Raw genomic sequence first — 16,170 nt, 5'->3', positions numbered from 1 at the left:
GCCCACCTCTTGACTGTGGACGGTACCAATCTTGTCTCAAATTACTGGAAAGGAAGGTGGATAAGTTTCCTTCAATCGGGAATACCCATTTTGTGTAAAATTTTATTCAAATTTATACTTCTGTTTACCAATCCAGCTCAGCCGGCGGATATCAAACGAGGCGCGGCGCGGCCAATGCATATCAGATTATATCTCCGCGTTTACCACGCGTAAAAAATGCCGAGACTTGCATACCAGGATATATGAAATTGATTGCGGGACAGTTGCAAAGCAGAAGTCGTCACTGTCTCTATCCAGGAAATGCCGGAGGGGTTTGGCTATGACGACGAGTAACGATTTGGATACCGTCTCGAATTCTTGGGACGAGCACTCTTCACATGAACATGGCGGCTCGCCATCGCAGGCAGGCATCCAGGTAGCGCAGGCCGCTCAGGCGGCGCCTGCCGAGCCGGTGCCGGTCGATGTCGGCAGTGGCGCACCCGTTCAGCCGGCAGCACCCGCGGAGGCGAAAGCGCCGGCGGCAGCCGCGCCGCATGAATACGTGGCCGACGCCAGCAACATCGTGAAACTTCCGGCGGACGTCTCCATCGACAACATCAAGGTCGACGGCCACAATCTGTTGCTGGAACAGGCCGACGGTTCAGTCATCCTCATCAAGGATGGCGCGCTCAACGTGCCGACCTTCATCATCGGTGATGTCGAAGTTCCGCGCGTGGCCTTGCTGGCCGCTCTTGAAGCGAGCCACGTCGATGTCGCCTTCGGTGCCGATGGTTCGATCTCGGCCGGCCCGGGCGGCGCCCCAGGCAGTGCCGGCGGCGACTTCACCATTCCCCCAGGTGGTATCGGCGACGGCTTCGATCTTTCCGCATTGTTGCCGCCGACGGACCTGCAATTTGGACGGCTGGAGCCGCGTGAGCTGACGATCGGGGTCAGGGAAGAAGATACGACGCCGACAATCGACATTGGCTCCGGATTTGTCGTCAACGAGGCCGCGCTTTCCGACGGGACGGACCCGGCCAGCACCGCCGAGCAGGTTTCAGGGACCTTCAACATCGTCTCGGGTGATGGCATCGGGACGCTTGTCATTGACGGTGTGGACGTGACCAACGGCGGCAGCGTTGCCGGGCAATACGGCACGCTCGTGGTCACCGGCAATCCTACGAACGGCTATAGCTGGATTTATACCCTTGCCGACAACACTCTTGATCATCACGACAAGTCATCGACCGGAACGACCGAGGGGGTTTCCGACAGCTTTGCCGTCGTGGTTACAGACACAGACAATGATCCGGCCACCGCGACCCTCAATATTGGTGTGCTGGATGACGGCCCTACGCTTTCGGTCCAGGCAACCGCGCAAGCGGCACAGTTGCTTTCGGTCGAGCTCGACGAGACGGTCGGCGGCGACCGCTATAATGCCGGCGAGACCGAAGATGCCGGCGGCAACGCCAACACCGATGACGGCGTTGGCCTGGCCCAGGTGACGACCGGCCTGGCGGGTGGCCTTTCTTCGCTGTTCGCCGTTGGCGGCGTCTACGGTGCCGACGGGCCAGGCAGCACGACCGCGCAGTTGGCATTCACCGGCATTCCGGCCGGTGGCCTTGCCACGAATCTCATTGCCACGGACGGCGGGGCCATTACGCTCTTCCTCGAAGGAGGAGAGATTGTCGGCCGCGACACGCAGGGTGATCAGGTCCTGACCATTGCGATCACCGGCGCGCCCGGCGCAGAGCAGTTGCAGACCACGCTCTACGAAGCGCTCAACCATGGCGCCGACGGCAACAAGTTCGATTCCGAACTCAATCTGTCGCTGACCAATGGCGGCCAGGTTCAGCTGCAATATGAGGTAACGCGCCAGGANGTTCGATTCCGAACTCAATCTGTCGCTGACCAATGGCGGCCAGGTTCAGCTGCAATATGAGGTAACGCGCCAGGACGGCGACGGCGACACCATTACCGAGAAGGCGACCGTCGACCTGATCAACGGCCAAGGCTCCGCATTCTCCTTCGACGACGATGGGCCAAGCCTAACGGTCGGCGCCCACGATGGAGCGGCTGGCCTGCTTTCCGTCGAGCTTGACGAGACGGTTGGCGCGGATCGCTACAATGGCGCTATCGGCGAGACCGAAGATGCCGGCGGCAACGCCAACACGGATGATGCCGGTCCGGGCCTGGCGCAGGTCAACACCGCGGTAGCAGGCGGACTGACCAATCTGTTCACTGTCGGCGGCAGCTATGGTTCGGACGGTCCTGGTACCGTTACCGGGAATCTGAGCTTTACCGGCATTCCGGCCGGTGGCCTTGCCACGAATCTCACCGCCACCGACGGCGGCGCCGTCACGCTCTTCCTCGAAGGAGGAGTGATCGTCGGCCGCGACACGCATGGCGATCAGGTTCTGACCATCGCGATCACCGGGGCGCCTGGCGCCGAGCAGCTGCAGACCACGCTCTATGAGGCACTTAACCATGGCGCCGACGGCAACAAGTTCGATTCCGAACTCAATCTGTCGCTGACCAATGGCGGCCAGGTTCAGCNTTAACCATGGCGCCGACGGCAACAAGTTCGATTCCGAACTCAATCTGTCGCTGACCAATGGCGGCCAGGTTCAGCTGCAATATGAGGTAACGCGCCAGGATGGCGACGGCGACACCATCACAGAGAAGGCGACCGTCGACCTGATCAACGGCCAAGGCTCCGCATTCTCCTTCGACGATGACGGGCCGAAGGTTACTGGCACCGCCCAGGTCACCGCGAATGTCGACGAAGACGGTCTGCACAACAGCCAGTCCACCGGGAATGTCGACAATGCCCAGCCCGACGGCGAAGTGACCGGAACAAACTCCGCGGTTGCCATCGGTGCTGCCGGCGCATTGAATGCAATCGTCGACTTCGGCTCTGACGGCCCGAATGCGACCTCGGCCTTCGGCCTTGTCACCCAAACCACCCCATCGGATTCGGGATTTGATTCGAAAGGCGGCAACGTCCTCATCGTCTCCGACGGCACGACCCTGACCGGCTATGTCGATGTAGGCGCCGGCGCCGGCTATCAGGCGGGCACGGATCGTCCCGTTTTCACCCTGACCGTCGGTGCGGACGGCTCCTATGTCTTCACCCTGATCGACCAGATCGATCATCCGACTCTGGATACGCTCCCGGGCGATAACACCGAAAATACGCTTGCCAATGGCGGTATCGATCTTTCGGCCTTCGTCATCGCCATGGACGGTGACGGCGACACCATCGGACTGGCGGCTGGTACGTTCAAGGTCCAGGTGCTCGACGACGTTCCGCAGATCGTCGCGCGGGATGCGGGCACGACAACCACAACCACGACCGAAACGATCGTCTATACGCTGCAGGCCGGCAACACCGATGTTCGCGGCATGGATGGCGCCGGCAATCACGACATCAAGCTCAGCGGCATCGACATCAACGAAGGCGACAATTCCGTCAACACCACCGGCACCAAGATCGGCGTCGGCGACGGCCAGATCATCGACGGATACGAAACCCATCCGCATTTGACCGGCCCCGAAATCGTGACGATGGACTTCGTCAATGATCTTGTGATCACACCCAACGGTCCGAATCCGCCAAGCGTCAGCGACAGCGGCTCGTACGATGTCGCCTCGGTCAAGTTCACGATCGATGTTGCGGAAGCCCAGGGTGTCGAAGCCGCCGTGATGTTCATCGGCGCCAAGGACGGTGGCACATTCGAACCGTTCACCGTGAGCATCAACGGTGTGCTGACCGCCGGCACGGCTGTCTTCGAAGGCGGCGCGCAGGTGGGCTATGCCTTCGCCGGCGTGCCGGATGGTGCGACTGTCGAGGTCATTGGCAGCACCCCGTTCGACCAGCTCAAGGTGGGCAACTACAACGATTTTACCTTCGATTCCAACGCTGGCGGAACCGATGCGACCTTGACTGGCGGCAACCCGTTCAAGATCTTCGGCATCGAAGCCAAGATCACCACCGTCACCACGCAGACGGAGGTCTTCAGGGTCAGCCACGACGAATCCGCCGGCGTCAACAATGCCGCGGATCCCAATCCGGCCAACGACACCGCGCTGCCCCCGCCTGCCCTGGTCACCGAACCAGACGCACTAGGTTACGCAAAATCTTCAGCCAGTGCACTCGGCCTGTTCAATGCGTCGGTTGGCGCGGACGACGACGCGACGTTCTCCTTTGCGGTGACGGATGCGAACGGCAACCCGCTGGCAAACATCGATTCGGGCCTGAAGACACTCGACGGCCTGGCAATCATGCTCTCGACAAATGCGGACGGCGTTCTCGTCGGCTCTGCCAACGGCGTCGACGTCTTCAAGGTTTATGTCGATCCAACCGGAGCGGTCTGGATCGGGCAGTATCAGCCGATCGCTCACAACGTCGACGGTTCAAGCACCGCAGCCTTTGACGACATCGCGACCGTCACCGCCGACCTGCACGTCAAGGCCACGATCACCGATTTCGATGGCGACACGAGCACCGCCGTATCCCATGTCTCCTTGAGCATCGAATTCCAGGATGACGGTCCGGTTGCGGTCAACGATCAGGACTCGGTCACCGAAGATGGGCCGCTGACGGCAGATGGCAATGTGATCACGGGGGTCGGCGGCGCCGACGCCAACGCAACCGACGGCCACGCGGATCACCCCGGCACTGACGGCCTGGGCTCGATCACCTGGGACGGTGCCGTTGCCAATCATGTAGCAGGAACCTACGGCGAGCTGACGGTGGGCGCCGACGGCAGCTACACATACGTGCTCTACACCCAGGCCCAGAACCCGGCCGGGTATGCCGCGGTACAGGCGCTGGATGCCGGCCAGACCGTGGCCGAGAGCTTCGACTATGCTGTGGCGGACGGCGACGGCGATACCGCTCTGGCGTCCCTGACCATCACAATCAACGGCACCAACGACGTGCCGCAGATCGTCGTCGACCAAGGCAACCCGGCCGGCGCGCACGACCTGGTCTATGAAGCCGGCCTTGCGGCGGGCTCGGCGGCCGGCAACGGCAGCACGGTGGCGACCGGCACCTTCACGGTATCGGACCCCGACGGCCTCGACGACGTCCAGAGCGTCACCATCGGCGGCACCACGGTTGCCATCGGCAGCCTCAACGGTTCGACCTTCCCGGGCGACCAAGGCACGCTGCTGATCACCGGCTACAACGCGGTAACCGGCGTAGCGACCTACCAGTACACGCTGACCAGTCCGACCACGGACGTTCCCGCCGTCACCGAGACCGAGACCTTCTCGCTCACCGTGTCGGACGGCACCTCGTCCTCGGCTCCGGCGGCGATCGTCATAGACATCGTCGACGACGTGCCGACGGCAGTCTCGAACAGCAACAATGCTGCCGAGGGCGCCATCGTGACCGGCAACGTGCTGACCAACGACGGGGCCGGCGCCGACGGCTTTGCCGCCGGTGGCGGGGTTGTCGGCGTAGCCGCCGGCAGCAACACCGCAGNCCGGCAACGTGCTGACCAACGACGTGGCCGGCGCCGACGGCTTTGCCGCCGGTGGCGGGGTTGTCGGCGTAGCCGCCGGCAGCAACACCGCAGTGCCGGTGAGCGGCGGGCTTGGCGGGGCGGGCATTCCCGGCACCTATGGCACGCTGACGCTGAACGCCAACGGCACCTACAGCTATGACGGCCTGCCCAACGTGGTCCCGGTCGGCGGCGCGACGGACACCTTCGTCTACACCATCATGGATGGCGACGGCGACCTGTCGACGACGACGCTCACCATCAACCTGTCCGACAGCGGCCTGGCCGCTTCCAACGACGACCTGACGGTCAACGAGGCGGCGCTGCCGATCGGCAGCAACCCGTCGAGCACCGCCGAGACCATCGCCGGCACTGTCGTCGACAATGTGTCGGGCGGCACCGGTCCCTACACCTACGCACTGCTGAGCAGCGCCACCGGCGTGCACGGCACGCTGACCTTCAATGCCAATGGCACCTACAGCTACACGCTGACCTCGCCGGTCGACGGCGTCGACGCCAACAACGGCACCAACACCGTCAACAACGTCGAGAGCTTCACCTACCAGGCCACCGACGCCAACGGCAACACGATCACCAACACCATCACCATCGACGTCACCGACGACGTGCCGACGGCAGTCTCGAACAGCAACAATGCTGCCGAGGGCGCCATCGTGACCGGCAACGTGCTGACCAACGACGTGGCCGGCGCCGACGGCTTTGCCGCCGGTGGCGGGGTTGTCGGCGTAGCCGCCGGCAGCAACACCGCAGTGCCGGTGAGCGGCGGGCTTGGCGGGGGGGNCCTACCAGGCCACCGACGCCAACGGCAACACGATCACCAACACCATCACCATCGACGTCACCGACGACGTGCCGACGGCCACGAACGACACCTGGGCTCCGACCATCACAGGTGCAACGGTTCTCGCTGGTCTCTTGGACAACGACAAATTCGGAGCCGATGGCGTCGACACCGACAACAATCCGGTCAGCGGCCAGGTGACCGCCACCAACGGTGCTCACGGCACCGTCACCTACAACAACGATGGAACGTTCACCTACACGCCGACGGGCATCTATATCGGCTCGGACTCTTTCACATACACGATCAAGGACGGTGACGGCGACACTTCGACGGCCACGGTGACCCTGAATGTGCAGACCAACACCGTTCCATCGGGTGGCGGGACAGCGTCGTTGACATTGAACGAAGCCGCGCTCGACACCACGCTCGATGCCTCGGCGCCCGCGGATCTCCAAGCTGGGGCCGTGACCGGCACCAATCCGAGCAGTCGCGGCGAGACGGCGCAAGCAATCAGCGGCATCACCTTCACCACGACCGGCGAAGCCATTAATGTTGCATTCGCCAACCCGACCGGCGATCCAAACTGGGTGGCGCCGACTGTTTCTGGCCTAGCCTCTGGATACACAATCAGCTGGGCGCTCGTCGGCAACCAACTCGTCGGCAGTCTGATACAAACGGCCGGCAGCGTGAACCTCGGCGCATTCGTCTATCTGGCGCTGTCAAACACAAGCGCCGGCGCCAACAGTTCGTTGACACCCGTCGTTACCGCGACACTGACCGACCAGCTCCAGCATCTTGCCGGCTCGGGCAACGTCACCATCAACGGGCTTCAGGTGGTGGCAACCGACACCAGCGGTGATCATGTTTCCGGATCGGTCAATCTGACGGTCCTGGACGACGTTCCGCTGCCATTCAAGCCGGATGGCATCTTCGTGGAAAACACCACGCATACGGTGCTGACGGAGAGCATCAATTTTGCCGCGAGCGCCGGTGCTGACGGCGTTGGCAATGTCGTGTTCAACGTGACCGAAGGCGCGGCCGTCACATCAGGCAGCACAAACATATTCCTGAATGGCGAGCAGGTCTTCTTCCACGTCGTCGATACGCATACTGTGGAGGGACGGACCTCGGCCGCGAACGGCAGCGACCTCGCTTTCACGGCGACCCTGAACCCGGCGACAGATACTTGGACATACACCCAGGCCGCGACGATGTTTGCCGGCAACCAGTTCAATACGGCGAACTTCTCGCCAAGCGGCGGCAACAACCAAGCGATTGTCCTGGACTCCATCGGCTCAACCAGCGACCTGCTTGCAACCGCCAACAGCCCCAATTTCGTGAACACCAGCACAGGCAGTTGGGGCGTCGATGGCGGAAACAGCATCAGCCCTGGTGAGAAGATCCGCTTCGATTTCGTCAGCAATGCAACCACCGACGGCACCATCGCCGGAACCCCCGCGGGCATCGGGGCGGGAACCCACTATACGGATCACTACGAGGTGGCTAGCTATACACAGGGGATTGGCAATGTCTCGGGACCGGGCCTGGTTTCGATAACGATCCGCCCGGTCAACGCCGACTATGATAACACCTACATAGGTGATGTTACCGGCGAAAGCACGGCCCTCGGCGCCTTGGTCACTGTCGTCAACGGCTCCGGCGGAGCTACTCCGACCGCAACGAACAATGGGGACGGAACGTGGACCATCACCGGTCTCGCGCAAGGCGACACCTTTACCGTGGTTGCAAATTCGGACCCGTTCAGCGCAATCGAAATTTCGGCCAATGTAGGCTCGAATGACTTCAAGCTAGGCCCGGTCACCTACACGACCGCCAACGCCGTCACACCGTTCGACATCTCGATCCCGGTCACGGCGACCGACGGTGACGGCGACCCAATTGCCGGGTCAGTGACGGCACACCTTTCGCCCGATCTCAGCACCTGGCAAGGAACTTCGGGCGTGGACACTCACACCACGACCGCGACAGAAACCACGCTGCTCGGCGAGGACGGTAACGACACCCTCAATGGACTCAATCTCCAGGCTGATATCCTCTCCGGCGGACGCGGCGATGATACCTTGTCGGGCAACTCCGGTAACGACACGCTTTACGGCGGCTCGGGAGCGGACATATTGTTCGGCGGCGACGGCAACGACCTGCTGATCGGCGGTTCCGGTCAGGACACGCTCACCGGTGGTATAGGCGTCGATACGTTCAAGCTCGAGCACCTCGACATCAAAGATCTTATCGCTGACTACAGCGGTGTCGGCGGCCATGGCGACATCATCGACCTTACCTCACTGTTCGATACAGCCGCCGGAGGGGCCAATGTCGGCGACTTCGTGAACTACAATGCGGGAACGAACACTCTCAGCGTCGACGCCGACGGTTTGGCCAACGGCGCCAATTTCGTGGACGTGGCCACCTTGACGAACGCACCCGTCGCCAACACGATCACCCTGCTCTACGATGACGGAGTGACGCAGCATACGACAACGGCAAACGTGGTCTAGGAGCATGGTGCGGGGCCACGCGACTATGCTATGTATTAGAGATTAGGAATACAGAGGGGATCTCATCATGAAACGTTCCGTAAGACTGTTGGTTTCCGCTGCGACGCTGTTTCTGGCAGTCGGATCGACGGGCTATGCCGCCGACATCATCGACGGGCCGGTGGCCGACTATTGCCGGACCGTCGGCACATCGAACCTGGTGTTGAACGACAACATCGTCGATCTCAAGGTCCAGGTGGTCAAGCTGATGGACGAGTCGGTGGCCGTCGCCAACAGCTCGGAATGGATCAATTCGTCCCGCCCCGCCTTCGTCTGGGCGTCGGAAGCCAAGGTCGCCTGCGGCATGGCCTATGGCTACCTCAAGACGAACTACAAGGACGAGGACACGCTCAACAAGTGCGAGTGCTTCCACGACCGCATGGTCGAGTACATGAACTGACCGAAAGGGATCCGGCAGTGCCGGTTGGCTGACCCGATGGTCGGCGGACGATTGACGAGGGCGATCGCCGGAGCGATCGCATTGACCGGTTTTGGCCAGCTTGCCACTCAAGCCTGCGCCAACTGGCTGGAACGACCTAGCCTGGAGAGACCAGCACCGTTCGGCTTGAGGCGGCCGGTTCGCTGCGACACCGCCTCCGAATGGACGCGCGCGACATTCAAGGCGTTTGCGACATGCCAGGCATCGCTCTACGGCCTGGAGCCGGTGCTGGCGCACGCGGTGATGGAGATCGAAAGCGGATTCGATCCCGATGTGCACGGCGCCGATGGTGAGGTCGGGTTGATGCAGGTAATGCCCGCGACGGCCCGAATGCTGGGCTTTCGTGGCTCGCTCGACGAGCTTGGCGCGCCGGCGACCAACATCGCGCTCGGCGTCAGATATCTGGCGCAGGCAAACAGCCTTGCCGCAGGCGATCTCTGCACCACCGTCATGAAGTATCGTGCCGGGCACGGTGAAACCCGGTTCTCCGAACTTTCGGTCCGCTACTGCCGGCGTGCGCGTGCAATCCTGGCGAGAGAAGGTTTTGCGGTGGCCGGGCCATTGCCGGTGGCGACGTTCGGATTCTCCGCATTCCCGACAGCAGGAGACGATGGTGCCCCTGCCCCGGCGAGGCGGATTTGTGTGCGCCGCCTGTTCGTGCCGGGCCCGCGATACATGAAATGCACGGACTATCGAAGCGCCGGGCAAGCCAGAATGATCAAGGCGCTCCGGGCAAGACTTTTCGACGGCTGAGCCATAATCCAGCAATTGCAAAGACGGCGAGGCAAGTCTGCCGTAAGATGAACGGATGAGACCGGGACAAATACCCGGCGGGATATGAGGGAGGCATCATGGATTCTGGCCGGCAGCGACACGGTTCGTGGACGTGGGCGATCGTCTTTGCGTTCGCGGGCATAGTGTCGGGCTGCCAGTCGAAGGGCAGCGTCTCGGACGCGCTCGACCCGGCGGCGATCGCCGCACCTGGAGCGCCGGTCACCGGCGCCGTTGCCGGTCCCGCCCAGGCGACGCAATCGCTCGGCACCGGGTCGACGAAGGTCACGATGCTGCTGCCTTTGTCGGCCCCGGGCAACGCCGGCGAAAACGGCCGGAAGATGCTCGATGCGACCAAGCTGGCAATGGCCGACCTTGGCAGCGCACTGCTCACGGTTACGGTCGAGGACACCAAGGGCGACAGCGCGCACGCCAGCGAATTGGCTGTGAAGGCGATCACCACTGGAACCAAGATCGTCATCGGCCCGGTCGAACTCGCGGCCGCGCAGCACATAGCCAAGCTGTCGGGATCGGAGCGGCCGCCGGTGCTGGCGTTGGCCGACAATTTCGCCGGCGGCCCGGGCGTCTATGCGGTGCGCCTCAACGAGGCCGACAGCGCGGCCGCGGGCGCAGCCGGCCTGGCGGCCAAAGGCAGCAAGAAGTTCGTGTTGCTCGTTGCGGCGGGCCCGAATGCCAGCGTGGTGGAAAAGCGGGTCGCCAACAGTCTCAGCATCTATGGCGCGACGCTCGCCGTCACCGTTCCGTATCCGGCCGGCGACGGCGGCACCAAAGTGGTCGATGATGTGGGCTCGCTGGTCGAGGCTCCCGACGCCATCATCATCGCCAGCGGCGACGACAATCCGGCGCAGATCCTTGCGGCGCTCAAAACGAAAGGCATTCCTGGAAAAGCAATTGCCGTCGTTGGAACCAACCGCTGGCTGGAACATCCGATGGAGCCGCTGTTTGAGAGCTCCTACATCGCCACGCTCGACCCAACCGAAACCGGCCCGATCGCCGACCGCTTCAAGACGACCTACAATTATCCAGCCGACGCCAATGTCGCCTACGCCTATGATATGGTCGCCCTGACAGCAGGAATTGCAAGTTCGGCCGGGCCTGACGGCTTCAGCAAGCAGGTGCTCGAAAATCGGAGCGGATTTCGCGGATCGACCGGCCTGTTCCGGTTTCGGGCGGATGGCTCCAGTGAGCGATCCATGCCCTTCTACCAGGTTCGAAAAGGTGCACTCAAGCTGGTCGCCAAATCGACATCGGGGTATTGAGGGGCAAGGAACCTTGCTTGAGTTGATGGGCTGGCTGAGGCACAATCGCTTGATATTGCTCGGAAGCCTGCTCCTCCTGGCCGGGGTCTTGTTGATCATGCGGGCCGCCGATCTGCTTCCCATCGATCGGCCGATACCAGCGTCGCGTCAATCCATCGACGATAGCCAGCCACTGCGACCAATTGCGAGCGCCGCCAATACGCCATGGCGAGGACGGGCACGCAAGATTGCTCAGGACCTTATCGCGCCGCCACAGCTTGATCCGGCGCAAATCGAACGGGTCGAGCCGCGCCCGCCGCTCAGCGACCTTGGTCTGGCTTCGCCTGCAGGGATGCGGATGCCAAAGGATTGGAAAGAGGTCCTGCTGTACCAACCGGTTGCCACCTCGTCGGCAACCTTCGAATCGATGGGGCGCAAGGTAGCCATCAGCGGGATCCAAGGCATTGACCTGGATGAGACCTGTTCCTTTCGTGGCATCGCCTGGCCTTGCGGCCAGCGTGCGCGCGCGACGTTCAATTCCTGGCTGCGCGGCCGGGCGCTGAAATGCGTCGTGCCGCCGGAAATCGATCGTTTTGCCATTGCGGCACCGTGCAGCTTGGGCAAGCAGGATGTCGGCGCCTGGCTTGTTTCCAATGGCTGGGCGACGGCCCTGGCGAGTGGCATCTACGGCAAGGCGGAGGCAGTGGCCAGAGACGCGCAGATGGGGATATTCGGCCCGCCGCAATAGCCGATAATTCGGTGTCGTCGCTTTTACCGCCGTAGCCTTGCTTTTGAAGGCCTGATTTCGGGCCGATGGTAGGTGATTGCGCCATTACTAAAATTGTATGTTTCCTCGAAACTGAAAGTGCAGCACCTTGGCCTTATGACAGCCGATCAGGCGGGAGATTGGCTAATGATGACACCAATGGCGAATAGCTCGCCCCGGCAATGGAAAGATATCGCATGGCTGACTGCCCTGGGATCGGCGGGAATTCTGCTCCTCTCGGTTGGCCTAAATTATCTGCTTCTGTTCTCGGAAGCCTTGACGCCGTTCGGCCGCAGCATGGTCACAGCGATCCTGTTGCCGGTCATCGTCGGTGGCCCGCTTTTGCTGTTCATTGGCCTGCAGCGGACCGAGCTCGTCCGTTATCGAAGAGAACTCAACAAGTCGGCGACCTTTGACAGCCTGACAGGCTGCCTCAACCGGACAGTCTTCACGTCGATGGTCGAAAGGAGAGCAACCAGGCCGAAATCGTCTGGTCCAAGATCTGGCGCCTTCCTGGTCATTCATCCCGAACACATCAGGTCCATCAATCTGCGCTTCGGCCTTGGCTGGGGTGACGAAGCCTTGCGGCTCATAGCCTCGACCATCCAGTCATCGGTACGCAAGGAAGATCTGGTGGGCCGGATCGGAACCTCCATGTTCGGGGTCTTTCTGCCCGGTGCGACAGAAGAAGACGCCAGGGAGATCGGCGAGCGTATCCGGGCGCGCGTGGCCCAAGCCTATTTCGCGCCAAAAGGAACCGCGGACACGCTGACCATCAGCGTCGGCGGCGTGGTGTTTGAAAACGAGTTGGAATTCGAGGACATGTTCCGATCGGCGGAATCGCTGTTATCCGGCATGGAGCACCAGCCTGGACTTCAACTGTCGCACCTCCACAACTAGCTGGGACGATTCGTTGCCGGAGGAACACCGCCGCAAATATGTCTTGCCGCACGGCTGCGACAGCGATCATCTTGCCCTTGTTGCCAAACCGGACTGACCTGAGACCCTGAAGCTCCTCCAGTTTTTGGTAGAGTCTGTCCCGCTCAAGGAGACGGACGAATGAAGCGTTCACGGTTCACGGAAGAACAAGTCATCGCGATTTTGAAGGAGCAGGAGGCGGGCATGAAGACCGCCGATGTCTGCCGCAAGCATGGGATCTCGGAAGCGACCTTCTACAAATACAAGGCCAAGTTCGGTGGCATGGACGTTTCCGATGCGCGCAAGCTGAAGGCTTTGGAAGAGGAGAACGCCAAGCTGAAGAAGCTGCTGGCCGAGCAGATGCTGGACAATGCCATCCTGAAGGATGTCGCCGCAAAAAAATGGTGACGCCCGATGCCAAGCGATGCGCTGTGGCCCACGCCTGCGATCGGCATGGGGTGAGCCAGCGTCGGGCGTGCAAGGCTCTTTTCGTCGACCGCTCAAGCGTTCGCTACACAAGCATCCGGTCGGACGATGCCGCCGTTCGAGCCGCGATGAAGACGGTGGCTGCCGAGCGCCGCCGCTTTGGCTACCGGCGCATCCACATCATGCTTGAACGGCAAGGGATCGTGATGAACCAGAAGAAACTGCGGCGGCTTTACCGGGAGGAGAAGCTCCAGGTCCGCAAACGTGGCGGCCGCAAACGGGCCTTGGGAACAAGACGGCCGATGATCGCGCCGGGTCGGACGAATGAGCGCTGGAGCCTGGACTTCGTAAGCGATGCCTTCACGGACGGACGCCGGTTCCGGGTTCTGGCCGTCGTCGACGACTTCACGCGCGAGTGCCTGGCGCTGGTCGCGGATACATCGCTGTCGGGCGCCCGCGTCGCTCGGGAGCTGGATGCCATCCTCGCCCGCCGCGGCAGGCCTCGCACGATCGTCTCGGACAATGGCACCGAGCTAACGTCGATGGCGATCCTCAAATGGTGCCAGGAAGGCGGCGTCGAATGGCACTACATCGCGCCCGGCAAGCCGATGCAAAACGGATTCGTGGAGAGTTTCAACGGCCGATTTCGCGACGAATGCTTGAACGAAACGTTGTTCTCCACTCTCACGCAAGCACGGGCAGCAATCGATCTATGGAAGGAGGACTACAACCAGAACAGACCACACTCAGCCCTGGGCAACATCACGCCCATCGAATTCGCCATCAAAATGGCTCTGGAAAACAGGCCGCATGAGGCCAGAAATGAAACTCCGGACTCTCCATTGAACTGGAGGGAACAAGGGTCCCAGGTCACCCGCGATATCAAGGGCAACATTTCCACCAGTACCGATGAGCGATTTATCACGTTCCAGGGCAGGAGCATTACTGGAAGACGACGATCAGTTTCAGTACAGCGAGCGCTGGCTGTGCAGCGAGGCAGAGGCATGGGCCGCCGGCTGGCGCAAAGCAAGGCGGTAGCGCGGTAGCCACCACCATGTGCAGGCCCACCAGCCCGTCATCATGGTCCGAACCTGATCGCACCCGCCGACCTTGGTCTCAACGTCCTTGATTGGCACTGCCACGCGGCTTTCCTTCATTCGCATGGTTCGCAGAGATTAGCACGATCGCATACTCTCATCATCCGGCGTCGTCTCCCTCACAAAGCAGCGCCGGTAAGGCTCGGCGCCCTTCTTGTTTGTCCCGTGTGCCAAAGGAGGTCGCCGGGCCTGCCGTTGCTCATCTTTGCGGGTTGCTCCTGATGGCTCCGCTTGGCGCCGTGGCCCTGCGTCTTCCTTCGGGTAAGGCCGGCGAGGCGCTTGTCAGACGGCCTGGCATGTAGAATTATGGTCCTCGTTGCGGCGACGCCCTCAATGGAGAGCGCCAATGGCCAGAACAAACCTTCCGAACAGCTTTCCCGGGCTGAAATCGAGCGCTTCCTGGCGGCAGCCGAAGCGCTGCACAAGAGCATCGCCGGGCCGCTCCTGGCGTACCACAGGGAGCACTGCCAAGCTCTACCCGAGGCCCATGGACCCCTGTTGAAGTCGATTGAGACGGTCACCGGTCAGAAGGCGCAGTTCATCCGCTGGAACGGGACAGGACCGGCACAGCCCCGGAGAAGCCTCCGGGCTGGTTCTCCTCGCGCAACTCTCGCGCCGCATCACCTCTAAGAGCAGTTCGAAGACGCTTTCGATTTCGCCGTTGATTTGGTCGGCAGGGATGCCAGGCTTCTCGGCCGCTGTCGTCAATTGGTCTGCTAAGTCGCTGGCGGCGATCGGATCGCCCCGCGTCACAATCGCGGCGCGGAGGGGTTTTATTAGCTCCCCCTCATCTTGACGCCGGCGCCGGCTGCTCCAAAGTCTTGGGCATGGCTCGGGGAAGTATCAAAGTTGGCGACGAGGTCGCAGTCACGGCGATTGTGCGCGGCCGGGTGACGCCCGATCGCATAAGCGTGACNTCATCTTGACGCCGGCGCCGGCTGCTCCAAAGTCTTGGGCATCGCTCGGGGAAGTATCAAAGTTGGCGACGAGGTCGCAGTCACGGCGATTGTGCGCGGCCGGGTGACGCCCGATCGCATAAGCGTGACGATCCCCTCCTACGACTTCCCGCATTCTGTTGTCGATTCGACTTGGAAGGCTGTAATTGGCCAGCATATGGAATTGATCGGCCCTGTCACACGCATCGACGGGGACAAGGTAACCGTCAGCCTCCGGCCATTGGTGACTGTCGAGGCCGAGAGATCGGAAGAGCGTCGTGNATTGGCCAGCATATGGAATTGATCGGCCCTGTCACACGCATCGACGGGGACAAGGTAACCGTCAGCCTCCGGCCATTGGTGACTGTCGAGGCCGAGCACGTGCGCCTTGTCGAAAGACATGTGGCGCTTCCACGCGGGCGAAAAAAGTCGCTGGTTGACAAGGCTTAAACTTCGTTGCCGACCCCAGGAACAGCCCACTGAAACTTTCTCCTTCACATCGGCTCTGGTCGCCTCCCGCTAGCTGCCGGCGCGTTGCGATATCGGCACAGTAGACGGGTTGGCATTTTCCGAACTTTCCGCCATGTCGTCGCGATGACGTTGGCGAAGGCGCTTCAGCAGATCGCGTGAGGCTTGGATCGCCCTGCGCGATTGATCCATGTTCTGGCGAAACGTGGCGCGTTCCTCCATGGACTTCTGCCACTTCAGCA

General features: G+C 61.8%; 9 protein-coding genes and 3 pseudogenes. 11 read left to right on the top strand and 1 reads right to left on the bottom strand.

From position 1 onward, the window contains the following. The first annotated feature begins 319 nt into the window (after positions 1 to 319). The 11 genes and pseudogenes from X730_RS1000000168650 to X730_RS151210 all read left to right on the top strand — a co-directional run. Positions 320 to 1,921: a DUF5801 repeats-in-toxin domain-containing protein gene (locus X730_RS1000000168650; RefSeq protein WP_155922448.1), complete on the top strand. Its 1,602-nt coding sequence runs from the start codon at positions 320 to 322 to the stop codon at positions 1,919 to 1,921. Continuing rightward, positions 1,881 to 2,540 (top strand): DUF5801 repeats-in-toxin domain-containing protein, encoded by a 660-nt coding sequence (locus X730_RS1000000168645; protein WP_348633123.1) that lies wholly within the window; start codon positions 1,881 to 1,883, stop codon positions 2,538 to 2,540. Before X730_RS1000000168650 ends, X730_RS1000000168645 begins: the two co-directional genes overlap by 41 nt. After that, the gene (locus X730_RS16010) at positions 2,518 to 5,652 is read left to right on the top strand and encodes a VCBS domain-containing protein (RefSeq protein WP_023826362.1); all 3,135 of its coding nucleotides are present in this window, start codon (positions 2,518 to 2,520) and stop codon (positions 5,650 to 5,652) included. The genes X730_RS1000000168645 and X730_RS16010 overlap by 23 nt, the downstream gene beginning before the upstream one ends. A gap of 58 nt (positions 5,653 to 5,710) precedes the next feature. After that, a pseudogene (locus tag X730_RS1000000168640) lies at positions 5,711 to 6,127 on the top strand (VCBS domain-containing protein); the annotation flags it as partial. A 232-nt stretch (positions 6,128 to 6,359) separates the two neighbouring features. Continuing rightward, entirely contained in the window at positions 6,360 to 8,810 is a 2,451-nt protein-coding gene (locus X730_RS151175) for an Ig-like domain-containing protein (RefSeq protein ID WP_196814824.1), read from the top strand. Between the two features lie 67 nt (positions 8,811 to 8,877). After that, positions 8,878 to 9,249, top strand: coding sequence for a hypothetical protein (locus tag X730_RS151180; protein WP_023704351.1), 372 nt, complete (start codon positions 8,878 to 8,880; stop codon positions 9,247 to 9,249). 36 nt (positions 9,250 to 9,285) lie between these two features. Then, positions 9,286 to 10,041 (top strand): transglycosylase SLT domain-containing protein, encoded by a 756-nt coding sequence (locus X730_RS151185; RefSeq protein ID WP_023826359.1) that lies wholly within the window; start codon positions 9,286 to 9,288, stop codon positions 10,039 to 10,041. A 98-nt stretch (positions 10,042 to 10,139) separates the two neighbouring features. Then, complete coding sequence (locus X730_RS151190) at positions 10,140 to 11,339, top strand: ABC transporter substrate-binding protein (protein WP_031196930.1); 1,200 nt, start codon at positions 10,140 to 10,142, stop codon at positions 11,337 to 11,339. Positions 11,340 to 11,352: 13 nt separating this feature from the next. Next, on the top strand, positions 11,353 to 12,066 hold the full coding sequence (locus X730_RS151195) for a thermonuclease family protein (protein ID WP_245261359.1): 714 nt from the start codon (positions 11,353 to 11,355) through the stop codon (positions 12,064 to 12,066). Positions 12,067 to 12,231: 165 nt separating this feature from the next. Then, positions 12,232 to 12,984: a GGDEF domain-containing protein gene (locus X730_RS151200; protein WP_023725559.1), complete on the top strand. Its 753-nt coding sequence runs from the start codon at positions 12,232 to 12,234 to the stop codon at positions 12,982 to 12,984. Between the two features lie 159 nt (positions 12,985 to 13,143). Continuing rightward, positions 13,144 to 14,210 (top strand): annotated as a pseudogene (locus X730_RS151210) (IS3 family transposase); the annotation flags it as partial. 1,769 nt (positions 14,211 to 15,979) lie between these two features. Here the strand turns inward: X730_RS151210 and X730_RS01000000164460 are convergent. Further along, positions 15,980 to 16,170 (bottom strand): annotated as a pseudogene (locus tag X730_RS01000000164460) (hypothetical protein); the annotation flags it as partial.

The sequence above is a fragment of the Mesorhizobium sp. L103C131B0 genome (genome assembly GCF_000502275.1).
Lineage (GTDB): Bacteria > Pseudomonadota > Alphaproteobacteria > Rhizobiales > Rhizobiaceae > Mesorhizobium.
The sequence above is the reverse complement of the archived record's forward strand: the minus strand, read 5'-3'. Positions and strand labels throughout refer to the sequence as shown.

Bases quoted from the DNA above. Each gene is read 5' to 3' on its own strand.
- X730_RS151200 (WP_023725559.1), top strand. From the start codon at position 12,232: ATGATGACACCAATGGCGAATAGCTCGCCCCGGCAATGGAAAGATATC.
- X730_RS151190 (WP_031196930.1), top strand. From the start codon at position 10,140: ATGGATTCTGGCCGGCAGCGACACGGTTCGTGGACGTGGGCGATCGTC.
- X730_RS151180 (WP_023704351.1), top strand. From the start codon at position 8,878: ATGAAACGTTCCGTAAGACTGTTGGTTTCCGCTGCGACGCTGTTTCTG.
- X730_RS151185 (WP_023826359.1), top strand. From the start codon at position 9,286: ATGGTCGGCGGACGATTGACGAGGGCGATCGCCGGAGCGATCGCATTG.